Source organism: Rhodoferax saidenbachensis (genome assembly GCF_031457975.1).
Classification (GTDB): Bacteria; Pseudomonadota; Gammaproteobacteria; order Burkholderiales; family Burkholderiaceae_C; genus Allorhodoferax; species Allorhodoferax saidenbachensis_A.
Genome location: NZ_JAVDXO010000004.1, coordinates 225,104 through 248,375, shown reverse-complemented (window position 1 = coordinate 248,375; position 23,272 = coordinate 225,104). Strand labels below are relative to the sequence as shown.

17 protein-coding genes are annotated in these 23,272 nt (G+C 63.2%); 11 read left to right on the top strand and 6 right to left on the bottom strand.

Annotated features, from left to right (window positions below):
* Positions 1–42: 42 nt before the first annotated feature.
* Entirely contained in the window at positions 43–1,596 is a 1,554-nt protein-coding gene (locus tag J2X15_RS11140; protein ID WP_310342718.1) for a YifB family Mg chelatase-like AAA ATPase, read from the bottom strand.
* Between the two features lie 251 nt (positions 1,597–1,847).
* Here J2X15_RS11140 and glnK point away from each other — a divergent pair, with 251 nt between their 5' ends.
* The 7 genes from glnK (at position 1,848) to J2X15_RS11105 (ending at position 8,931) form a co-directional block, all read left to right on the top strand.
* Positions 1,848–2,186, top strand: a complete 339-nt coding sequence (gene glnK / locus J2X15_RS11135) for a P-II family nitrogen regulator (protein ID WP_094476942.1) — start codon at positions 1,848–1,850, stop codon at positions 2,184–2,186.
* Between the two features lie 20 nt (positions 2,187–2,206).
* Positions 2,207–3,739 (top strand): ammonium transporter, encoded by a 1,533-nt coding sequence (locus J2X15_RS11130; RefSeq protein WP_310342712.1) that lies wholly within the window; start codon positions 2,207–2,209, stop codon positions 3,737–3,739.
* 111 nt (positions 3,740–3,850) lie between these two features.
* Entirely contained in the window at positions 3,851–4,717 is an 867-nt protein-coding gene (locus tag J2X15_RS11125; protein ID WP_310342710.1) for an aldose 1-epimerase, read from the top strand.
* Positions 4,714–5,625, top strand: a complete 912-nt coding sequence (locus tag J2X15_RS11120) for an SMP-30/gluconolactonase/LRE family protein (protein WP_310342708.1) — start codon at positions 4,714–4,716, stop codon at positions 5,623–5,625. The genes J2X15_RS11125 and J2X15_RS11120 overlap by 4 nt, the downstream gene beginning before the upstream one ends.
* 89 nt (positions 5,626–5,714) lie before the next feature.
* Positions 5,715–6,872, top strand: a complete 1,158-nt coding sequence (gene glcE, locus J2X15_RS11115; RefSeq protein ID WP_310342707.1) for a glycolate oxidase subunit GlcE — start codon at positions 5,715–5,717, stop codon at positions 6,870–6,872.
* Positions 6,873–6,887: 15 nt separating this feature from the next.
* Entirely contained in the window at positions 6,888–8,123 is a 1,236-nt protein-coding gene (gene glcF / locus J2X15_RS11110) for a glycolate oxidase subunit GlcF (protein ID WP_310342705.1), read from the top strand.
* 55 nt (positions 8,124–8,178) lie between these two features.
* Complete coding sequence (locus tag J2X15_RS11105; RefSeq protein ID WP_310342702.1) at positions 8,179–8,931, top strand: FecR family protein; 753 nt, start codon at positions 8,179–8,181, stop codon at positions 8,929–8,931.
* Here the strand turns inward: J2X15_RS11105 and J2X15_RS11100 are convergent, their stop codons facing one another.
* The 4 genes from J2X15_RS11100 to J2X15_RS11085 all read right to left on the bottom strand — a co-directional run bounded on the left by J2X15_RS11100 (position 8,932) and on the right by J2X15_RS11085 (position 16,663).
* Positions 8,932–10,878: a hypothetical protein gene (locus tag J2X15_RS11100; RefSeq protein WP_310342700.1), complete on the bottom strand. Its 1,947-nt coding sequence runs from the start codon at positions 10,876–10,878 to the stop codon at positions 8,932–8,934. It abuts the gene before it with no gap.
* 13 nt (positions 10,879–10,891) lie between these two features.
* Positions 10,892–15,268, bottom strand: a complete 4,377-nt coding sequence (locus tag J2X15_RS11095) for an autotransporter domain-containing protein (protein ID WP_310342699.1) — start codon at positions 15,266–15,268, stop codon at positions 10,892–10,894.
* A gap of 296 nt (positions 15,269–15,564) precedes the next feature.
* The gene (locus J2X15_RS11090) at positions 15,565–16,173 is read right to left on the bottom strand and encodes a histidine phosphatase family protein (protein WP_310342698.1); all 609 of its coding nucleotides are present in this window, start codon (positions 16,171–16,173) and stop codon (positions 15,565–15,567) included.
* Positions 16,174–16,177: 4 nt separating this feature from the next.
* Positions 16,178–16,663: a glutathione peroxidase gene (locus tag J2X15_RS11085; protein ID WP_310342697.1), complete on the bottom strand. Its 486-nt coding sequence runs from the start codon at positions 16,661–16,663 to the stop codon at positions 16,178–16,180.
* Positions 16,664–16,817: 154 nt separating this feature from the next.
* Here J2X15_RS11085 and J2X15_RS11080 point away from each other — a divergent pair, with 154 nt between their 5' ends.
* On the top strand, positions 16,818–18,020 hold the full coding sequence (locus J2X15_RS11080) for a GGDEF domain-containing protein (protein WP_310342696.1): 1,203 nt from the start codon (positions 16,818–16,820) through the stop codon (positions 18,018–18,020).
* On the opposite strand, the gene lplT is transcribed toward J2X15_RS11080, so the two are convergent.
* Positions 18,017–19,300, bottom strand: a complete 1,284-nt coding sequence (gene lplT, locus J2X15_RS11075) for a lysophospholipid transporter LplT (protein WP_310342694.1) — start codon at positions 19,298–19,300, stop codon at positions 18,017–18,019. The genes J2X15_RS11080 and lplT overlap by 4 nt on opposite strands.
* Before the next feature lie 126 nt (positions 19,301–19,426).
* On the opposite strand from lplT, the gene alr reads away from it, so the two are divergent.
* From alr to radA, 3 genes are all read left to right on the top strand, one after another.
* Positions 19,427–20,521, top strand: coding sequence for an alanine racemase (gene alr, locus J2X15_RS11070; protein WP_310342691.1), 1,095 nt, complete (start codon positions 19,427–19,429; stop codon positions 20,519–20,521).
* Positions 20,518–21,738 carry an HD-GYP domain-containing protein gene (locus J2X15_RS11065; protein ID WP_310342689.1) on the top strand — a complete coding sequence of 407 codons (1,221 nt, stop codon included), beginning with the start codon at positions 20,518–20,520 and terminating at the stop codon, positions 21,736–21,738. The genes alr and J2X15_RS11065 overlap by 4 nt, the downstream gene beginning before the upstream one ends.
* A gap of 144 nt (positions 21,739–21,882) precedes the next feature.
* The gene (radA, locus tag J2X15_RS11060) at positions 21,883–23,250 is read left to right on the top strand and encodes a DNA repair protein RadA (RefSeq protein ID WP_310342686.1); all 1,368 of its coding nucleotides are present in this window, start codon (positions 21,883–21,885) and stop codon (positions 23,248–23,250) included.
* Positions 23,251–23,272: the final 22 nt, after the last annotated feature.

Sequence of the window (23,272 nt, the reverse complement as noted above, 5' to 3'; positions counted from 1 at the left end):
TTTGCGCAAGCAGCTATTAAAAGCGTAGCAAATTTTGTGAACTCATATAGCAGTCCGCAGCACCCGGCGGTACTGCATGGCCTCGGCCACATGGGCTAGCCCGGTTTGGCTGGCACCGGCCAGATCGGCAATGGTGCGGGCAATCTTCAGTGTGCGGTGGGTGCTGCGCGCCGACCAACCCAGCTGAGCCGCGGCGGCCTGTAGAAATTTGGAGGCGGCGGCATCGAGCTGGGTGTGGGTGTCCATGTCTTTTCCGCTCAATGCCTGGTTGGGCACACCCTGGCGATCCACGGCCAGCGCCCGTGCGGTGCTGCAGCGGGTGCGGATGCTGTCGGTGGCTTCGCCACTGGGGCTGTTGAGCAGTTCGTGGGCGGGCAGGGCGGGGACTTCTATATGGAGGTCGATACGGTCCATCAGCGGGCCGCTGAGCTTGGATTGGTAGCGGTGCACCTGGTCTGGCGTGCAGCGGCAGCTGTGCGTGGGCGAGCCTTGGTAGCCGCAAGGGCAGGGGTTCATGGCTGCCACCAGTTGAAAGCGGGCGGGGAACTCTGCCCTGCGCGCGGCGCGGGCGATGGTGATGCTGCCGGTCTCCAGCGGTTCGCGCAGGGCCTCCAAAGCGGCCCTTGCAAACTCTGGAAATTCATCTAAAAAAAGAACACCATGGTGGGCCAAAGAGATCTCTCCTGGGCGCGGCGGTGAGCCACCTCCCACCAACGCCACTGCACTGGCCGAATGGTGAGGGCTGCAAGTAGGGCGTTGCCCCCAGCGCTGCAGATCGAAGCGACCGCAGAGGCTTCCAATGGCGGCACTTTGCAGCGCTTCGTCGGTACTCATGTCGGGCAGCAGGCCGGCAAAGCGCTGCGCCAGCATGGACTTGCCCGACCCCGGTGGCCCTACCAACAAAAGCGAGTGTCCGCCCGCCGCCGCAATTTCCAGCGCGCGCTTGGCACCCGCCTGGCCCTTGACGTCGGCCATATCGGCTCCGCGCAGACGCAAACCCGGTGGGGTGCCGAGTACGCGTACCCAGCCGTCCGGGTCTTCGGGGGTGGGTGCGACCTCGGCTGTGCCGGGCGCAGCGGGTGGGGCAAAGTGGCGCACCACGTCCAGCAAATGCCGGGCCCGCACCACATGGGAGTCTGGCACCAGCGCCGCTTCTTCGGCACTGTCAGGCGGAAGCACCAAACGGGTGCTGACCTGGGCCGTGCGCAGGGCCAGCGCCATGGCCAAGGCGCCACGCACGGGGCGCAAGGCTCCGGACAGGGATAACTCACCGGCAAATTCGTACTGCGCCAGGGCCGCGCCATCAATCTGCCCGCTGGCCGCCAAGATGCCAAGCGCGATGGGCAAATCCAGCCGCCCAGAGTCCTTCGGCAGGTCGGCAGGGGCCAAATTCACTGTGATGCGCTTGTTATGGGGGAATTCCAGCCCGCTATTCTGGATGGCGCAGCGCACCCGTTCGCGGGCCTCTTTCACCTCTACATCGGCCAGGCCGACCAAACTGAAGCTGGGCAGGCCATTGGCCAGATGCACTTCGACGGTGACCTTGGCTGCTTCCAGCCCAAGCAGAGCGCGACTCTGCACCAAAGACAAGCTCATAGCCCTATGCTCCCAAAACGGTGCGCCGCAAGGCAGTGCATGCACACGAATTGCACCACTAAAGTGCATGCTGTATTTATGTACAGTAATGTTACTCTAGTCCGCGCTGCTTGGGGCGTGGCCTTGCGAAGTACAGGGCCTTTTAACTTGGCATGGCTTCTGCTTTGGGGGTGTTATCTCCAGACCCGTGGAGAAGCAGACCAGCCAGACCCGGTGTCTGTATTCAACTGTTATCAAGCTGAGGTGAACACATGAAACTCGTAACGGCCATCATTAAACCGTTCAAGCTCGATGAGGTGCGAGAAGCCTTGTCTGGCATTGGTGTGCAAGGTATTACCGTCACTGAAGTCAAAGGCTTCGGACGTCAAAAAGGCCACACAGAGCTGTACCGCGGTGCGGAATACGTCGTGGACTTTTTGCCCAAGGTGAAGATTGAAGCGGCGATTGACGACGCTTTGGTGGACCGTGTGATCGAAGCCATCGAAGGTGCTGCCCGCACCGGCAAGATCGGCGACGGCAAGATTTTTGTCTACAACCTGGAACAGGTCGTGCGCATTCGTACCGGCGAAACCGGCAAAGAAGCGCTGTAACCCGAAAGAGAGCCAATAACATGAAAAAACTGCTTGCTTCCCTGGCCCTGGGCCTGAGCCTGCTGACAGCTGGGTCGTTCGCCATGGCCGAAGACGCCAAACCCGCCGACGCACCCGTTGCTGCTGCACCCGCTGCAGAAGCCAAACCTGCTGACGCCGCTGCGGCCCCCGCCGCTGCAGCCGCTGCTCCTGCAGCAGCAGAGGCCGCGCCTGCTCCCGTGCCCAACAAGGGCGACACCTCCTGGATGATGGTCTCCACCCTGCTGGTGATCTTGATGACGGTTCCTGGCCTGGCCCTGTTCTATGGCGGCCTGGTGCGCAGCAAGAACATGCTGTCCGTGCTGATGCAGGTCATGGTCACGTTCTCGCTGATCGTGGTGCTGTGGTTCATCTACGGTTACAGCCTGGCCTTCACGGAAGGCAACGCCTACTTTGGTGGCCTGGATCGCCTGTTCATGAAGGGCATCTGGGACAACGCCGCTGGCACCTTCGCCAACGCCGCCACCTTCAGCAAGGGCGTGGTCATTCCTGAGATCGTGTTTGCCGCCTTCCAGGCCACGTTCGCCGGTATCACCTGCTGCCTGATCGTCGGCGCCTTCGCAGAACGCATCAAGTTCTCCGCTGTGCTGTTGTTCATGGTGCTGTGGTTCACCTTCTCCTACGCTCCCATTGCCCACATGGTGTGGTTCTGGGCTGGCCCTGATGCTTACACCAGCAAAGACGTGGTGGACAAGGTCAACGCCACTGCTGGTTACATCTGGCAATCCGGCGCACTGGACTTCGCTGGCGGTACCGTGGTGCACATCAACGCTGCTGTGGCTGGCTTGGTCGGCGCGTTCATGGTGGGCAAGCGCATTGGTTACGGCAAGGAAGCCATGGCTCCTCACAGCCTGACATTGACCATGGTCGGTGCTTCCCTGCTGTGGGTGGGTTGGTTCGGTTTCAACGCCGGCTCCGCCTTGGAAGCCAACGGCTTCGCTGCCCTGGCCTTCATCAACACCTTCGTCGCTACCGCTGCTGCCGTGTTGTCCTGGTCCCTGGGTGAAGCCCTGCACAAAGGCAAGGCCTCCATGCTCGGCGCTGCCTCCGGTGCCGTGGCTGGTTTGGTTGCCATCACACCTGCTGCCGGCAACGTCGGTATCGGCGGTGCCTTGATCATTGGTTTGCTGGCTGGCTTCGTCTGCCTGTGGGGTGTGACGGGTCTGAAGAAACTGCTGGGCGCTGACGACACGCTGGACGTGTTTGGCGTGCACGGCGTGGGCGGTATCCTGGGTGCGCTGCTGACTGGCGTGTTCAACTCGCCTTCCCTGGGTGGCCCCGGTTTCGTGGCTGACTGGGTGACAGCGACTGGCATCACTGCTGCTGACTACTCCATCGCTTCGCAAGTGTGGATCCAGACCAAGGCTGTGCTGATCACCATCGTGTGGTCCGGTGTGGTGTCTGTGATCGCCTTCAAGCTGGTTGACCTGACCATCGGTCTGCGTGTCAGCGAAGAAGACGAGCGCGAAGGCCTGGACATCACGTCCCACGGCGAGACCGCTTACAGCCGCTAATCCTCAGGATTCGGTTACGAGCCAGTTTCAATTCTTCTTGAGACTTCGGCCCAGCAGGATTTCGGTCCTGCTGGGCCATTTTTTTTGCACCTGCCGGTGCACAATGCCGCCATGAATTCCACACTCACTTTGCGCAACGGCGACCTGCTGTGCGACATCAAACCCGAACTGGGCGGCAGCATTGCCGGGCTGTGGCTGGGTGCCGACCCCGTGCTGAGCTCGGTGCCCGGTGACCAGATGCAGACCGTGCGCCAGTCGGCCAGCTACCCGCTGGTGCCGTTTTCCAACCGCATTGGCCATGGCCAGCTGCAATGGGCCGGTACCAGTCACCCCCTGATCAAAAACTTCGAGCCCGAGCCTCACACCATCCACGGTGTGGGCTGGCAGCGGCCCTGGGCGGTGCTCGAGTCCACGGAGCAGTTCGCCTTGCTGTCGTTTGAACACAAGGCCGACGCGTCCTGGCCGTTTGACTTTGACTGTTCCCAGGCCTTCAAGCTGGAGGCGGGAGCGCTGGAAATGACGCTCTCCATCACCAACCAGTCGCCTGTGGCCGCGCCCGTGGGGCTGGGCTGGCACCCTTACTTCCCCAAGCGCTCGGGCACCGAGGTGCAGTTCTCGGCCACGGGCCGTTGGGAAATGGGCTCTGACAAACTGCCCACCCACCGTGTGGCCCACCCCGGCCTACACCAGACGCTGGAGTTGCTCACGGTGGACCATTGCTTTGATGGCTGGGGCGGTGTGCTGACCCTGCGCGACAGCGTGATGCGCGTGCGCGTGTCGTCGGCGCTGAGCCACTTGGTGGTCTACACCAACCCACAGCGCGACAACATTGCCGTGGAGCCGGTCAGCCATGTGAACAACGCGCTGAACCTGATGGCCCAGACGGGCACTGCGGGTGGCGATCTGGGCGTGGTGGTGCTGCAGCCGGGCCAAACGTATTCTTGCGAAATGCGCATCGACGTGGAGCGTGCCCTGTGAGCTGGCAACCCCTGAGCCAAGATACTTTCGAACTCGGCGAGTCGCCGTTCTGGCACCCCACCGAGCAACAGCTGTACTGGGTCGACATTCCTGGCAAGAAACTGCTGCGCGCCAATGTCTACATGGGCACCGTGCAGGCCTGGGACATGCCCACCGAACCCGGCTGCATTGCGCCTGCCGCTTCGGGCGGGCTGGTCATTGCGCTGCGCCACGGCGTGTTCCGTGCGCGCGAGTGGGGCGGGGCGTTGGAGCCCATCGTCACGCTGCCCTACAACACCGCCGTGGTGCGCGCCAACGATGGCAAGTGCGATGCGCTGGGCCGCTTCTGGGTGGGCACGATTGACGAGCCCAAGGCCCGCCGCGCGGCGGCGCTGTTCTCCATCGACTGCCGCCGTGGCGCGCCCGAGGTGGTGCAGCACGCAGCCGGGGCCCTCACGGGCAACGGCCTGGCCTGGAGCCCCGACAACCAGACCATTTACTGGTCCGACACGCCCAACCATGTGGTGCACGCCTGGGACTACGACCTGCAGACCAACACCCTGGACGGGCAGCGCAGCTTCCAGCAATGCGCGCCCAAGCCAGCGGACTGGACCTTTGAGACCACCAGCTACGCGGGCCGCCCCGATGGTGCGGCGGTGGACGTGCAGGGCAACTACTACGCGGCCATGTTCGAAGGCCGGCGCATCTGCAAGTTCGCACCCGACGGCACGCTGTTGACCGAATACCCCGTGCCCGCGCAGTGCCCCACCATGCCCTGCTTTGGGGGTGAAGACCTCAAGACCCTGTATGTGACCACTGCGCGCCATGGCCGCAGCGCGGCCGAGCTGGCGGCCATGCCGTTGTCCGGTGCCGTGTTCTCCATGCGGGTGGATGTGCCCGGTCTGCCGGTCAACTTCTTCGTGGATTAACCGCCAGGCTCTGCGCCACCAAATTTTTGGTGGCGCAGGTGTCAAAAAATTCACGCCTAGGAGCAGGACCGCGCTTTACCATCGGCGCCATGCCCGATACCCCTGCCCTTACCCATTTGCTGGACCAGGTGCGCACGGCCGTGGCCGAGCGGACACCGCTGCAGATCCGCGGGGGGGGCAGCAAAGACTTTGTCGGCAGCATCCAGCCTGCGCAGTTGTTGGATACGCGGGGGCACCGCGGCATCCTGGACTACGCCCCCAGCGAACTGGTGGTCACCGTGGCCGCGGGCACACCGCTGGCCGAGCTGGAAGCTGTGTTGGCTGACAAGGGCCAATGCCTGCCGTTTGAACCCCCGCATTTCGCATGGTCCAGCGGAGCCGACACGCCGTCTCCTGCCACCGTGGGCGGCTTGGTAGCCAGTGGTCTGGCCGGACCGGCGCGCGCCAGTGCGGGCAGCGTGCGCGACTATGTGCTGGGCCTGCAATGCATCAACGGCCAGGGTGAGCACCTCACCTTCGGCGGCCAGGTCATGAAGAATGTGGCGGGCTACGACGTTTCACGCCTGATGGTGGGCGCCCTGGGCACGTTGGGCGTGATTACCGAGGTCTCGCTCAAGGTGCTGCCGGTCGCACCGGCCGAGGCCACGCTGGTGTTTGGTCTGGACCAGGCCAACGCGCTGGAACAGTTGCACCGCTGGGGCGGAGAGCCCCTGCCGCTGAACGCCAGTTGCTGGGTACATGACGACACGGCGCCCGGCGGCGGGCAAGACCTGCTGTTTGTACGCCTGCGTGGCGCTGTGGCCGCGGTGGACGCCGCCAGCCAGAAGATGCTGGCCGAAGTGCCAGGCCAGCGCATGGACACGGCGCAGGCTGCGGCCGACTGGGCACTGTGCCGCGACCAGCGCCTGCCGTTCTTCACGCCCCCTGCGCCCGACCTGGTGCTGTGGCGCCTGTCGGTGGCGCCCACGGCCCCGGTGCTGGACTTGCCCTGGCCGCAGCTAGTGGAGTGGCAGGGCGGCCTACGTTGGCTCTGGGCGCCGTTGCAGGCGGGAGCCCAGTTGCAGGCGGCAGCCCGCCAAGCCTCAGGGAATGCTACTGTTTTTGTAGCTGCTCGCGCAGATTCCACGGGGGCTGGATGCCAATTTGGCACCAAAGATCCGGCCAAGGATGCCATCACCCGCAGGCTCAAGGCTGCATTTGACCCGCTGGGCCTGTTCAACCCGGGGCGCCTCTGCGCCGACCTCTAGGCCCACGGCGCGCATATGCAAACCCACCTCGCTCCCGAATACCAAAACACTGCAGACGGCCAGGCCGCTGAGGCCATTTTGCGCAAGTGTGTGCACTGCGGCTTCTGCACCGCCACCTGCCCCACGTACCAGCTGCTGGGCGACGAGCTGGATGGTCCGCGCGGCCGCATCTACCTGATGAAGCAGGTGCTGGAAGGTCAGACGCCAACGCGCGCCACCCAGCTGCACCTGGACCGTTGCCTGACCTGCCGCAACTGCGAGACCACCTGCCCCAGCGGCGTGGACTACGGTCACCTGGTGGACATAGGCCGCAAGCTGGTGGACGCCAAGGTGCCGCGCCCCGCGGGCGAACGCGCACTGCGCTGGGTGCTGAAAGAGGGGCTGACCTCTCCGCTCTTTGCACCTGCCATGAAGCTGGGCCAGTTGGTGCGCCCCCTGCTGCCGCAGGGCCTGAAAAACAAAGTGCCCGCGCCGCAGAACGCTGGCGCGTGGCCCACGCGCAACCATGCGCGCCAGATGCTCATGCTGGCCGGCTGCGTGCAACCTGCCATGGCCCCCAACATCAACAGCGCCACGGCGCGTGTGCTTGACGCGGCCGGTGTGCAGGTACTGCTGGCGCCGGAGGCTGGCTGCTGCGGCGCCGTGAAGTTTCACCTGAACGACCAAGACGGCGGCATGGCCCAGATGCGCGCCAACATCGACGCCTGGTGGCCGCTGGTGGAGCAAGGGGTGGAAGCGCTGGTGATGAACGCCTCGGGCTGCGGGGTCACCGTCAAAGAATATGGCCACCTCCTGCGCGACGACCCGCTGTACGCGGCCAAGGCCGCACGCATCAGCGCACTCACGCGTGACCTGAGCGAGCTGCTGCCTGACTTGCTACCCGCCTTGCGCGAACGGCTGGCTGCCAAAGACCTTGCACGCCAGCCTGCCCTGGTATTCCACCCGCCCTGCACGCTGCAGCATGGCCAGCAACTCAAGGGCGGTGTCGAGACGCACCTGGCCGCGCTGGGCTTTGCCGTGCGTGTGGCCGCCAACGAGGCCCACCTGTGCTGTGGTTCTGCCGGTACCTACTCGGTACTGCAGCCAGAGCTGGCCTACCCGCTGCGCGACCGCAAGCTGCACAACCTGCAGACGCAGGGTGATGAGGTCATCATCAGCGCCAACATCGGTTGCATCACCCACCTGCAAAGCGGCACGGCAACAAAGGTGCGCCATTGGGTGGAGGTGCTGGACGCTGCATTGCTGGCGTAAACGTGCCTGTTCACCGCATAATCTTGGGGTTGTTACCAGGTGTAGAGGGGAGCCCATGCATTCATCCAATGAGATTGACGATCCGCGCCGCCAATGGCTGATCCAGGCGCTGGCCGCTGGCGTGTTCGGCAGCGCATTCACCCAGGCGCAAGCCCAGGGTTTCAGCATCTTTGGCAGCAAGCCCAGCAAGCTGCCCCCGAGCCAGTCCATCTACGGCATCTCGGGCGATGTGAAGGTGAATGACAAGCCCGCCACGCTGAGCACCCCCATCAAACCGGGCGATACCCTGCAAACTGCCAAGAACAGCGAAGTCATCTTTGTGGTGAATACCCACTCCATGATCTTGCGCGGCGACAGCAAACTGGTGATTGAGGCTCCGGCCGAACCGCCAGCAGACACCTCGGTGGCGGGCTACATCATCGGCGGCCTGCGCATGGTCACCGGCAAGTTGCTCTCGGTGTCGCGCAATTCCCCCATGCATGTCACCACCTCCACCTCCACCATCGGCATTCGCGGCACCGGCTTCTACGTCGAGGCCGACCCGGAGCAGACCTACTTCTGCACCTGCTATGGCTCCACCGAGGTGCAGGCCAACGACGACCCCGAAAGCCGCGAACAGGTAGTCGCCTCGCACCACGACCGCCCGCTCTACATCGTGAAGGACGGCGGCACTGGCAAGAACATCCGCAACGCCCCGTTTGTGAACCACACCGACCAGGAGCTAGCCCTGATCGAAACTCTGGTGGGGCGCAAAACCCCGTTTGTGTTCTCCAAGGATTCGTACAGCGGCCCCCGCCGCAGCTACTGATTATTCGGGTGCACCGTTCAAGATCCAGCCGAGGATCTTGTCGTAGTCAGACCGGCCTGCAGCGCCAGGCGTGAGAGATGCATTGAACCCGGCGATCAACCCGCCGTTGTGGTGGTTGCCGGACGGCTTGCGCAGCAAAGGGCTGGCCGCAATGTCCGTGAAGTTGATGCGTCCGCGCAGTTCTTTGTAGAACCAGTGGTTGTCGTCGGTGGACTTGTCGTTGGTCGCTTCAATTCCATTGACGCCATTGCGATCAATATCCGAGTACCAAATGGGCGGTGTCACCGTGCCATTGCCGCCAGACTTGTGGCATTGCGTGCATTGGCCCGCTACCTGACCACCGGTCTGAAGGATGGCTTTGATGTCAGAGAAGCGTAGCAGCGACGGGTCATAGGCGAGGGCCGTATCCACCACCACCGTGAGCGTCTTTGCCGTACTGCTCGTACTGCCATTGCCCGTCACCAGCTGCACCTGGTACGTCCCCGATGCACTGACCGTCAGTGTGGGGTTGCTCGCTGTCGATGACGACAACAACGCGGTTTGTCCGCCCGGTACCGATGTCACGGTCCATGCGTAGGTGCTGGAGTACAAGCTCATAGCCGCAGACAAGGTGGGTGTGAGCGTCTGCACCACACGGTCGGGCCCAGGGTCGGCCACGGGGCGGCCGGGCTGTTTGCTGGCATCGGCGCTGTACGCCGTGCCTGCTAGGTAGGTCACCATTTCCGAGTTCATAGCACTGGTCGTCCAGAACTTGTCGTAGACCAGTTTGGCCAGGGGCATGTTGCCGCGGTCAATGACATGGGCCTTGATGCGGTCTGCAAAACCATCAAATTTGGTGAACGATTCAAAGTCGATGTCTGACTGGTTGCCCGTACCCCGCAGGCTGTGGCATACGCGGCACGACTCGGTAACTGTTGTGGAATACAGCGTGCCACGCCCCAGGCTTTGCCAATCGCCCGGCATGTACGTGTTGGTGGTCTCGCTCAACGCATTGGGCAGGTTGTTGCCGCCATACATGTGCTTGATGTGCGCAGCTGCTGTGCCCTGATACTCGTTTTGGGTCGCTGCGCGCCTGCATCCGTCGAACGTTCCGGCGGTTTCACTGGCAGGGATGGGGTAGGTGCACAGCACCATCTTGTTCAGCTCTTTGATATTCGCCTCCAGAACGGAGCGGGTATAGCCGCCGATGGTGGAGAAATCAAAGGAGGCCGGCTCAAACGGATGGGTTTGTGCGCCAATGTCCCCGCGCTCACCGGACACCGAGTTCATCAATTTGGGGAACAGGCCTGTGGGCGTGAGCGGGTCACCCCGGCCCCCATGGCAACTGATGCAAACGGTCGGCATGGCCTTGCTTCCGCGGCCATCCAGATTGGCCACGGTCAGCCGCTGTTGGGTGACGGGATCGAAGGTGTAGAACTTGACGAACTTGGTCCCTGCCAGTGGGCCCGGGCTGAATTCAATCCCGTTCGTGCCAATGTGCCAGCGTGCCTCACTGCGAACGGCGGCTTCCACGTTCAGCGGCGTGTAGGCGCCGTAGCCACCCACCAGGTAGTTTTCGACAACGAAAGCAATGCTGCCATCCGCGTTTTGGCGGCCGGTCATTTTGCGGCCATAACCCAGATCGCGCTGGTCACCAATGATGATGCTCACCTCATTGCCACCCGTGCCGAACTGATTTTTGCTCTTGAAGTCGGCCAGCGTGGTGCGTTCGTTGGCAGGGTCGATGGCCTGGTAGTAGCCATTGGCGTAGGCCGCAGCGTTGACTTCCAGGCTGGCGTCATCCTGCTTTTGTGGGTTTGGGAAGAGCAGAAAACTATTGGGTCCTGCGGGGCCTTCGGTGGTCGCCGTGCTGGAGCTACTGCTTCCACCTCCACCGCCACCGCACGCAGAGAGCAAGGCCAGCACTGTCAGGGCCACACAGGATTTGAAGAAGGACGTAAGTTTCATGATTGGCGCTTCCTTAGAACCGCATCAGGTAGCTGGCCGACACCTGGTTGGTGACATAGCTGTTCGGTGAAGTCGCCCAGGCCGGCCGCATGCCGGGGGTGGACTCGACACGGCGCCAGGCAATGTCGATCGAGTCGCGTGCGCCCAAGCCGATGTTGTAGCCCAGCGTAGTCAGCACGGTGGTGCCGCCAAACCGGTAGCTGAAGAACTGTCCTCCCGCATAGGCGTCATCCTGGACCAGAACCTTGGCCACGGTCACGTTTTCCAGGGACGAACGGCCGGTTGACACAATGTCACCGTCCCGGTACTCCGCACTCATGTACAGGGTGGCGCTGCCGCGCAGCGCATAGTCCAGGTTCACCCGCAGCGAGGTATCCGCGGTCTGGAACACGGTGCTGTTGGCATAGCGGCCGTTGTAGCCCAGCGCACCAAAGAGGTTGATGCGATCGGTCAGCGGCTGCATCACCGATGCGCCCACCGAATAGCGGTAGCCGTCGCGCAGGCTGGATTGGTGTTTGAGCGCCGTGACACGGCTAAACAACCCGAATGTGGGCTCATCAAACTCAGAAGAAGCCCGGTACTGGTACACCGCCTCGCCGGTCAGGCTGATGTTGCTGAGGCCGTTGTAGGTCTGGAAGCGTTCGCCGCCCACGCTGCCGGTGAGCAGCAGCCGGCTGGTGCCGCTGAGGGAAATAGCCCGGGTTTGCCCTGCATTGAAGGCGTAGATGCCGTCCCCGCGGATATCGGTGGCCAATTTGGAGCGGGTAATGTTGTCATCCCAGGTATAGCCCGCATCCACTTGGATCTGGTTGTCGTCGTTGAAGTCCAACTCCACACCTTTGAGCAGGTCCGGCAGGCCCTTGGCGCCCAGTTCCTTGACCAACTTCAGCCGCAGCGCATAGCTAGATTCTTGCGCTGATACCTGCGTCAGCTGGTAGTCCACCCCAAATGCCCAGCCATCGCGGAACAGGAACTCGCTGCCGATGCCGAAGACCATGGCGCTTTGCAGGCTGCCGGAGGGGGCGATGGAGTAGCGCGTGCCACCGATCTGGTCCGCATAGGAAATGGCAGCCTCGCTCTTGTTCTGCAGATCCTGACGCAGCTCCACGCGAGCGCGGGGGATGGCCCAGCCAAATGGTGTGGAATGGATACTCTCGCCGCGCAGCCCCAGCACGCCCTGCAGGGCGGTGTTGGTCTGGGTGTAGTAGTTCAGGGCAAATGTACCTGCGCCGGTTTCGGTGGCCTCGTTGAGCTGGTCCATCGAGAAGTCCAGCCGACCGTAGGGCGAGATCATGTTGGCCTTGTCGCGGAACTCCAGCCCGCCGCCCACCGAGCCGAACAACTGGTAGCCCTTGCGGTTGGCGTTGGCAAAGGCGCTGGCTGCCGAGACATAGCGTTTCGAATCAAAGTCCACCGAGCCCACGCCCAGCATGCCTTCCAGGAAGCCCCGAGTTCCGACCTGGCGGCTAGCATAGATCGCCAGCGAATAGCCGCGTGATTCGTTGCGCGTGCCATCGGTGCCGATGTTGGTGGTGTCCTGGGCATAACCTACGCCCATGCCCACCGTGAGCTTGTCGTCCCAGGCCAGGTCCACGCCCATGCTGACGCCATTGGAGGTGAAGTCCGAGCCACTCAGGCCGCCGCTGGCATCACGCGCGCCAAAGCTAACAACCCCCTCTACCCAGACCTTGGGGCCGGGCAGGGCGGTGGAGCCGGTATTGGTATTGCCGCCCAGACTGTTGGACAGCCGACCCAGATCAACCGATTGGTTTTGCACCAGCCCCGTAACCAGCCCGTAGAGCGGGTTCTGGCTCAGGCCCATGTCGTTCGCCGCTAGATTGACGGCGGATGCGACAGGCAGGGAGGCCGGAGCCGTGCCCAACGGCAGCTGGGTGGCCGAGTTGGTGCCCAGGCTGTTGAGCTGGGCGCTGGTTCTGGCGGCGGAGGGAGCTGTCACCGTGGCTTCACCAAACCGCGCTGCGGGCTGGCCGCTACCCAGGCCAGGGCCGCGGCCGCGCAGGCCTTCCATGTGTCGGCCATAGTTACTGATTTGCGTGCGCGAGAAGCGCAGCGCTGCCTCGTTCTGCGCAGTCAGGGTGCCTACGACGGCCTTATCTTGCGTGGGGTCAGGGCGCCCGGTTACGGTGACCGTGACGATGCCAGCGGTGGAGGTGGCGCCGCCAGTGAAATGGGCGATGGCCGAGAAAGAGTCAGTGCCGAAGAAGTTGGCCGCTGGCGTATAGGTGGCGGTAACGCCGCTGATAGTCAGCGTGCCATGGGCCGGCTGCATGGAGGCGGACATCCCCGTAGGGCTCAGCGCCGGGAACATGCAGGCATTGAGGTTCAGCGATGCGGCGGTGTTCGCTGCCGTCGTGAGCGTGCAGGCCGCGGGGGTGGGTACGCCTACCGAGAAATTGACCGTGACGGCGGCGCTGGTACCCACCGCATTGGTGGCGGTCAGCGTGACAGCACTGCTGGCCGATGGCACGGTGGGTGTGCCAGATATCACGCCCGTGCCGGTGTTCAGGGATACGCCCGTGGGCAGCGTGCCGCTGGCCAGTGCAAACGCTGTCAGCGGCGGGTTGCTGGCGGTGATCGTGATGGGGCTCATCGCCGCGCCCAGCGCCAATGCGGTGGTGGTGCCGTTGCTGGGGCTGCTGATCACGGGCACGGCATTCGGTGTGATGGTGAAGGTAACCGCCAGGGAGCCAGTCACACCGCCTGAGTTGACGGCCCCCAGCGTCACCGTGGACACCCCGCTGGTCGTGGGCGTGCCCGATACCACCCCGGTGCTGGTATTGAGGGTTAGGCCGGCCGGCAGGCTGCCGGATACGACGGAGTAGCTGGTGATGGGGCCATTCGTGCCCGTTGTGGTGATGGTGTAAGCCGTGCCAGCGGATCCCACGGTGCCGGAGCCTGCAGCACCACTGTTGATCACAGGTGCTGCGGTGGCATGGATGCGCATGACCACATTGAGTGACCCGGTGCCCGAGGCATTGTCTGCACTTAGCGTAACCGCGTAGTCGCCACTGGTGGTGGGGGTACCTGTGATGGCACCTGTGCTGGTATTCACCGCGAGGCCGGGCGGCAGATTGCTTGCGGCGTAGCTGCTGGCCGTAATGGGCGGGTTGGTGGCATTGATCTGGTAACCCGCAATGGCCGTGCCAACCGTGCCCGCCACCGTCACCGTGGGGGCGGTGGCCAGCGAGGGCGTGCTCGTGATAACCGGTACTCCAGCCGAGGCCACATTGATGGTCAGCGCCTGACTTACGGCACCAGCCGTTGTGGTGGCCTGCAGCGTCACCGGGTAGCTGCCCGCGATGGTGGGGGTGCCGCTAATCTGGCCCGAGCCGCTGGCGAAGCTCAGCCCGCTAGGCAGGCTGCCTGTGAGCCCGTAGGCGCTGGGGCTTGCAGGGTAGGTTGTGATCTGGAAGGTCGATATCGCGGAGTTCTGCGTGTAGTTGGCCGTGGCACTGTTGGTAATGCCCGCAATGTCCATCGTCAGCGTCTTGCTTACCGTGCCGTCGTTGATGGAGCCGTTGATTTGGGCACCGATAGTGACCGAGAAGGAGCCCGTGGCGGTGGCGGTGCCGGTGATCTTGCCATTGGTACTGTCTACAGACAGACCCGTGGGCAAGCCGGTGGCCGTGAAGTTGGAAGCCGAGCCGTCGTTGGATGTGATCTGGTAGAGCGGCGAGCCCGCAGTGTAGACCTGGCCCTTGAAACCCGTGGCCGTGGCCGCGCTGGTGATGCCCAGCACCGTGACCTGGATGGTTCGCGTGTCATTGCCCGTAGGGTTGAGCACCTCGACGTTGAAGGCGTCCGAGCCCGTGTACCCTGCCGTGGAGGTGTAGTTGGCGTTGTAGACCATGGTGGTGGTGGCTCCCACCGGGGCAGACATGGATGCACTGCCATGGCTGGCCGCCGAGGTGATGTTCAGGCCGCCGCTGTCCTGCGCCGCGCCGGCAGTCCCTTGAGTCAGGAGCGGGTAGATGTCCTTGGTGGCCGCAGCGCCCGAGCGCACGGCAATGGCGAGAGAGCCATTGCCGTTGGCCACTGTGAACGCGGGGGCCTTGAACTGGCCGATGTACAACGCCAGGGACATGATGTCGGACTGTGAGGGCAGGGCCGGTGTACCCCCGTAGTTGATGTACATATTGCCGCCTGGCGACAGCTCGGTGTGCAGATAGGTGTAGGCATTGGAGGCTAGCAAGTGCGCCGCCGAGGAGGTCGCTCCAGAGTGACAGTTCACACATCTTGCGTAGCCGCCAGCTCCACTGGTGTTGTAGATACCGGAGCCGGTCGCCACCGATTGGCCCCAGGCGCTGGTTGAGGCCAAGCCGCAAAGCAACGCCATTGCTGCTGCCAGTTGCCAGATCTGGCGCAGCATGCCTGTGGCCACTGCCTTGCAGGCAGTCCACCGTGGCGCAAGCACGGTGTAGGCTTGCCACAAGAAAGATGAGCGTGGAGTCTCTGTGTCGGACATTTCCAAGGACCATACGGTGGGGCGTGCGGCGGCCCCGGGACAAGGTAATTTGCGCTGGGGCCCGAAAGGAGACAGCCCGCTAGCACAGATCACAGCGGATCAGTGTAACGAATTGCCTTTACTTTTTAAGGGCAATTGAGGGCCAAGCCCGGCGCGGCGCGAGCTTCTGTTGTATTTGGGCGAAATAACCCGATGAACCCTCAGTCCGCAGCCGCTGCAACCAAGGCTTGCCAGTCCAGCAGCGTGATGCGGGCCACAGGATCAGGGCGGCCCGGTGTGCCGGCACGGAACACAATGATTTCGGCAAACGCGAGTTGTATCTGGTCCTGTGGCTGCTGCGCCGACTGCACGTGGGCCACCAGCACGGTGTTCTGGCCGGGCGCCGGCAGCGCCAGCAGGCGCCGGGTGCGTGCTGCGTCACGCTCGGCCTGGATGTCTCCGCCAGCCGGGTTTAGATCGAGGGTGGTTGCCACCGGGCCCAACTCAAGCAACTGGGCGGTGTGCTCGGTTCTACAGGTTTGGGAGCTCCACACTGCCCCTACCGGAATTTTCAGCGCACGCAACGCTGTGCCAACGGCGCGTGCTTGTGCTTCTCCCTCAGGCGTCAGGCCGCTTTGCGGTTTGCAGTGCTCGGTGGGGGGGCCACTGATGGCATGGCGCATATAGAGCACATAGCCACCCTGGCGCAATTGCGCAACCAAGGCGGTGCCTTGCAGGGCCTTTGTGGGGTCGACCATGGGATACGCGGTTTGTGCCAACGCAGCCCCGCTGGTGCAGACCAGGGCCCAGAGGATGGGCAGCCAGCGCATGGGATCAGCCCGCTAGCGCGGCTTCAATATCCTTGGCCAAGCTAGCTGGCGTGTCCGTAGGCGCGTAGCGCTTGAGGACCTGGCCGTCCTTGCCGATCAGAAACTTGGTGAAGTTCCACTTGATGGCCTTGGTGCCCAGAAAGCCCGGCGCCTCTTTCACCAGCCATTGGTACAGCGGGTGGGCCTCACCGCCGTTCACGTCGATCTTCGCCATCATGGGAAAACTCACGCCATAGTTGAGCTGGCAGAACTCGGAAATCTCGTCGTTGCTGCCCTTGTCCTGCGCGCCGAACTGATTGCAGGGAAAGCCCAGCACCACCAGTCCCTTGTCGCCATAGGTTTTGTGCAACTCTTCCAGGCCGACAAACTGCGGCGTGAAGCCACAAGCGCTGGCGGTGTTCACGATGAGCAAAGGTTTGCCTTCAAACTGGCGCAGTGCGACCGGTTTGCCGGAAATTTGCAGAGCTTCAAAATCATAAGCAGTGGCCATAAAAGTCTTTCGTGGAAGTGGCAGGAAATCACCTTAGCAGGTTCTGGAAGGAGATAAAACACTTGTAAGTGTCGAACTTTGCTGGGAAGATTCCACGCAAGGAAGAGACATGTGGAAATACCCCTCCTGGTTTCATCGGCTTGTAGAGTGGCTTGTGGCCACCAAGCGCAAATACGACTTGGTGCAGGGGGAAGGAACCATGGAGTCGCTTCGGCACTACCGCTGGGTGGCAGTGCTCATGGTTCCATTGCATATGAGCCTGGCGTTTGGGCTGCAGCAGTACGTCGCCCCGCCGGAGCATCCCGAAATGGTGGAATGGGCCAGCACCGTGAAATGGGCTCATGTTGTCATTTGCGGGTTCGTTATCTTCAGCGGGTTGCTGTCCCATGCCTATGTGCGGCGCGGCAAGCACGCTACGGCGGGCGCCATTGTCTTGCAAATTGCCATTGCTGCAGGGTATTTCTATTTCGGTGCGGTGATTTCTATTGCCGACTTGGTGGCCAATGCGGGGGCTGGGCCGTCGAGTTTCATGATGATTTGCATCATGTTCGGGGTACTGGGGCTGATGCGGCCCGGCATCTCAGTACCGCTGTATACCTGCGCCTGCATGCTGTTTGCCGTCATGCTGTTGCGTGCACCCATTGATCCCGCGCACATCACCAGCGCGGGCATCATTGCCTATGTGGGGCCGATGTTGGCGTTGTTGGCGTCGGTGATAGTGTGGAATCAATTCGTACGCGCCGTGATGTTGCGCCGCGAATTGAGTCGCAGCAATACTGCGTTGATGGCGCAGCAGCAGGAATTGGCCTTCCTAGCCGACCACGACACGCTGACCGGGCTGTACAACCGCCGCGAGTTCATGCGCATGGCGAACATGGAGTTGGCGCGTGCGGCGCGAGCGCCCTGCGATACGCAGCTCATCATGGTGGACCTGGACTTTTTCAAGAAGGTCAACGACCAGTATGGCCACCCGGTGGGTGATGCCGTGCTCAAGCAGGTGGCTGCGCTGTTGCGTAGCGGTATTCGCACCACTGACACGGTGGCCCGCCTGGGCGGGGAAGAGTTCATCGTGCTCTTGCCCGACACCTCGCGCGAGGGTGCGCTGGCCGTGGCCGAAAAGCTGCGCATGCTGGTGCGCGCCGAACCGTTGGTGATGGAGGACTTGAGCGTGCCGGTAACCGCCAGCTTTGGGGTCAGCGGCCTGCTGCGCAACCAGCAGGGCACGGTGGACAGCATTTACGCCGCCGCCGACCGCGCGCTGTACGTGGCCAAGCAACTGGGGCGTGACCGGGTGGAATACGCCGAGCCCGAGTCGTCCGAGCTCAGCAGCGGCACCGCAGAGGGTTTGCGCGCCTAGCCGTGCAGGTTGTCGTTGCGGGCAATGGCCAGCAGGTGCTCCAACACCGCTGCATGGTCGCGGCAGTTGCGCGCGTGCCAGCGCTTGATCCACCACATGAAGCCCGCCACCACCACGCCAAACACGGTGATGGCGCCAAAGGCCGACAGGCCCATGCCGGTGGACAGGCTGTAGAACGCGCCCAGACCCAGAATGCAGGCCTGCTCGTTGAAGTTTTGCACGGCAATGGAGCGGCCTGCGCCCATGAGGTTGTGGCCGCGGTGCTGCAGCAAGGCATTCATGGGCACCACCAGAAAGCCACCCAGCCCACCCAACAAAATCAGGAAGGGTGCGGCCACCCAGACGTTGGTGATGAAGTTCAGGAACAAAATCAGCAGGCCCATGGCAATGCCCAGTGGGATCACATTGGTGGCGTGCTCCAGCCGCATGCGCATGGAGGCAGCTACCGCCCCGGCAGCCGTGCCTATGGCCACCACGCCCACCAAGGCAGAGGCCTGCGTCACGCTATAGCCCAATGCGGCCGAGGCCCAGGCCAGCACGATGTAGCGCAGGTTGCCGCTCACACCCCAGAATAGCGTGGTGGTGCTCAAGGAGATTTGGCCCAGCCGGTCTTTCCACAGCTTGGCATTGCACTTCCAGAAATCGGGCAGCAGTGTCAGCAGGTTCTTGGGCATGGCGCGCATGCTGGCGCCGGTCAGCGGGATGCGGGTATTGAACCAAGCCGCGGCGAGGTAGACAAAGATCAGGATGCCAATAGCCGCCTCGGGTGGGGTGTCAATGCTGGTGTCAATGAGAGGGAAGTCAATGGACAGCAGAGCGTGGGAGATGCCCGGACTGACCAGCTGGCCGCCCAGCAGCACGCCCAGGATGATGGAGGAAATCGTTAGCCCCTCGATCCAGCCGTTGGCCTTGACCAATTGGGAGGCCGGTAGCAGCTCGGTCAGGATTCCGTATTTGGCGGGGGAGTAGGCCGCGGCGCCCAGGCCCACGATGGCGTAGGACATCAGCGGGTGCGTGCCAAACAGCATCATCAGGCAGCCCACAACCTTGATGCCATTGCTGATCAGCATCACCTTGCCCTTGGGCATGGAGTCGGCAAACGCGCCCACAAAAGGTGCCAACACCACGTAAAACAGCGCAAACATGGGCACCAGCGCGGCTTGTTGCCACTCAGGCGCACCTGCACTGCGTAGCAACTGCACGGCACCCACAAACAAAGCATTGTCGGCCAGCGAGCTAAAAAACTGCGCTGACATGATGGTGTAAAAACCGCGTTTCATGGGTGGGGAATAGGGCACATTAGCGTGGCTAATGCGTCAGGTATTGTTGTAGGTCTCCAAACGTGCTGCGGTTATAGCACGGCGGCCAATGTCAAAATCTTCGCAGTTCCTCTCTCCGCCATCGCCATGCCACGTCCCATACAAGCCACCATCCACACCCAGGCCCTGCGCCACAACCTGGAAGTGGCGCGCCGCGCCGCGCCCGATGCGCGGGTGTGGGCAGTGGTCAAAGCCAATGCCTACGGCCACGGCATCGAGCGTGCGTTTGACGGCCTGCGTGGCGCCGACGGCATTGCCCTGCTGGACCTGGACGAAGCGCAGCGCGTGCGCAACCTGGGCTGGCGCGGCCCCGTCCTCTTATTGGAAGGTGTGTTCGACCAGCGCGACCTGGAGCTGTGCTCGCGCCTGGGCCTGTGGCACACGGTGCACTGCGAAGAGCAGATCAATATGCTGGCCATCCACAAGACCAACGAGCCGCACCGTGTGTTCCTCAAGGTCAACTCCGGCATGAACCGCCTGGGCTTCCAGCCGGAGCAGGTGCGCTCGGCGTGGACCCGGTTGAACGCGTTGCCGCAGGTGGACGAAATTTCGCTGATGACCCACTTCAGCGACGCCGACGGCCCCAAGGGCATTGACGCGCAAATGGCGATCTTCAAGGCCGCCACGGACGATCTGCCCGGTGAGCGCACGGTCAGCAACAGCGCAGCCACGCTGCGCCACTCCGGCCCCGGCCTGGTGTCCGACTGGGTGCGCCCCGGCATTGCCGTTTACGGCAGCGCGCCCGACTATCCGGAGCACAGTAGTGCCGATTGGGGTCTGCAGCCGACTATGACGCTTGCTGCAAAAATAATAGCTACCCGCGCAATAGATACGGGGGCTAGCGTCGGATATGGCTCTACATTCGTGGCCGACAAGCCCATGCGCATCGGTGTGGTCGCCTGTGGCTATGCGGATGGCTACCCGCGCCTGTGCCCCACGGGCACGCCGGTGCTGGTGGACGGCGTGCGCACCCGTACCGTGGGCCGCGTCAGCATGGACATGGTCACCGTGGACCTGGACCCCGTGCCCGATGCACACATGGGCAGCGAGGTCACGCTGTGGGGCCGCGCTGCCAACGGTGCGGTGCTACCGATTGACGAGGTGGCGGTGTGCGCTGGCACGGTGGGCTACGAGCTGATGTGCGGGCTGGCGCTGCGCGTGCCGGTGGTGGTGGCCGATTGAACAAAAACACCATTCCTATTCCCATCTCCATGCTGGAGGTGGGCAAGCCCCTGCCCGTGGATGTGTGGAGTGGCACCACCGGCCAGCTGTTGCTGCGCAAGGGGCAGCCCATCTTGTCTGCACAGCACCGCGACAAGCTGCATGACCACGAAGCCTGTTCTTCCGCGGTCGAGGGCTTGGCCTGGCAGCAGGCCTATGAGCGCATGGTGCACCAGATGCTGCGCGATGGCGTGGACATCCAAACCATTGCCACCGCGTCCATGCCCAGCACCATTCTGGAGCGCGACTACGTGGTCGGGCAGCAGCTCAGCGGCGGCTGGCTGGATTTGCAGGAAGTGCTGCGCGGCGTGTTGTACCAAGGCGGACTGGCGATCAACCCGCTGCCGCGCCTGGCGGGGTTGGAGCGCAAATGCCAGGCTTTGTTGACGGCCGATACCGACGACAGCCTGTTTTGCCTGTTCCAGGCGCTGGCCGACGGTAGCCTGGGCTACTGCGCCACCAACGCGCTGTTGTGTGCGGTGGTCTGTGAACTGGCAGGGCAGAAACTGGGGTTAGACCCCTTGCAGCGCCAGACGTTGCGCCGCGCCGCGCTGACCATGAACATTGGCATGGCGCGCGAGCAAGATTCGCTGTCACGCCAGAGCGAACCATTGAGCGCTGAGCAACGCACCCTGATTGCCGACCATTCCTTGCGCAGCGTGGATATTTTGGTGAGCCTGGGGGTGGATGACGACGACGTGCTGGACATTGTGCGTTGGCACCATGCCCCGGAGTCGCCCAAGGCCATGGCGCGCAACTTCGCCAGCCGCCGTTTGCTGCACCTGGCCGACGGCTTTGTGGCCCGTATGGCAGCGCGCAAGACACGCATGTCGTTTGCACCCGTCAAGGCGGTCAAGTCCATGGTGATGGGCGCCGAGGGTGAAATTGTGGGCGTGGGCTCCGCCATCGCGCAGGCCGTCGGGTTTTACCCGCCGGGCAGCTATATGCAGTTGGCCAATGGCGAGACAGCGGTGTCGGTGCAGCGCGGCGAGCGTGCCAATACGCCCTGGGTGATCCCCATTCTCGACAAGGACGGCATGCCAATCGTCAAATACGTGGGCCACAACACCGCCACCGAGCCTGCCTACGCCATTGCGACCGCGGTGAACTTCGAGAAAGTGCGGCTCACCATCAATGGTGACAAAGTGCGCCAGGCGCGAGAGCGCATCCCGCGCTAGCGGTCAGAGTCTCCAGCCCACTGTTTTGGCATGAAAACAGCTCCTGGCCCGCGTAGATATTGCGCAAGCCGCTATCGAAAGCATAGTAATTTGATAGGGAGGCGGGAGATTGATGTCTGTATGTTTATACAGTAATATCGCATCATGGCCAAAGAAAAAACTGTCTTCTCTTGCAACGAATGCGGCGGCACCAGCCCCAAATGGCTGGGCAAATGCCCGCACTGCAATGCCTGGAACACGCTGATCGAATCCGTGGCGCAGAGTGACGCGCCGGCCAAAAACCGCTTCGCCTCGCTGGCCAAGACGGCCGAGGTGGCGGTGCTGTCCGACATCGAGGCGTCTGACGTGGAGCGCACCCCCACCGGCCACGAGGAGCTGGACCGCGTGCTGGGCGGCGGCATGGTGGAGGGCGGTGTGGTGCTCATTGGCGGCGATCCCGGCATTGGCAAGTCGACGCTCTTGCTGCAGGCGCTGGATTCGCTGCAGCGTTCGGGCAAAAACACCCTGTATGTCACCGGCGAAGAGAGTGGGGCGCAGGTGGCATTGCGTTCGCGCCGCCTGGGGCTGGACCACAGTCAGGTGCGGGTGCTGGCCGAAATCCAGCTCGAAAAAATCCTCGCCACGCTGGAAGCCCACCGTCCTGACGTGGCGGTGATCGACTCTATCCAGACCGTTTACTCGGAGCAGCTCACCAGCGCCCCGGGCTCGGTGGCCCAGGTGCGCGAATGCGCGGCCCACCTGACGCGCGCGGCCAAGGCCAGTGGCACGGCCATCGTGTTGGTCGGCCACGTCACTAAAGAAGGCGCCTTGGCCGGCCCCCGCGTGCTGGAGCACATGGTGGACACGGTGCTGTACTTTGAGGGAGATACGCACAGCCAGTTCCGCCTGGTGCGCGCCATCAAGAACCGCTTTGGCGCGGTCAACGAGATTGGCGTGTTCGCCATGACCGAGAAAGGCCTGAAGGGCGTGAGCAACCCCAGCGCCATCTTTCTGAGCCAGCACGCCGAGCCCGTGCCCGGCAGCTGCGTGATGGTGACGCTGGAGGGCACGCGCCCGCTGTTGGTGGAGATCCAGGCGCTGGTGGACAGCGGCGGTCCCAGCCCGCGGCGTCTCAGTGTGGGGCTGGACAAAGACCGTCTGGCCATGCTGCTGGCCGTGCTGCATCGCCACGCGGGTGTGGCGTGTATGGACCAGGACGTGTTCATCAACGCCGTGGGCGGCGTGCGTATTGGCGAGCCTGCGGCTGACTTGGCGGTGATGCTGTCCATCACCTCGTCTTTGCGTGGCAAACCGCTGCCCAAAGGCTTCATCGCGTTTGGCGAGGTAGGGTTGGCCGGTGAGGTGCGTCCCGCGCCGCGCGGGCAGGAGCGCCTGAAAGAAGCCGCCAAGCTCGGCTTCAGCGTGGCCGTGGTGCCCAAGGCGAATGCGCCCAAAAAACCCATCGAAGGCATGACCATCCACGCCGTGGACCGGGTGGAAGAGGCCATGAACGTGGTGCGCGGTCTGGGCTGATCCGACATTGAGGGCGCCGTTC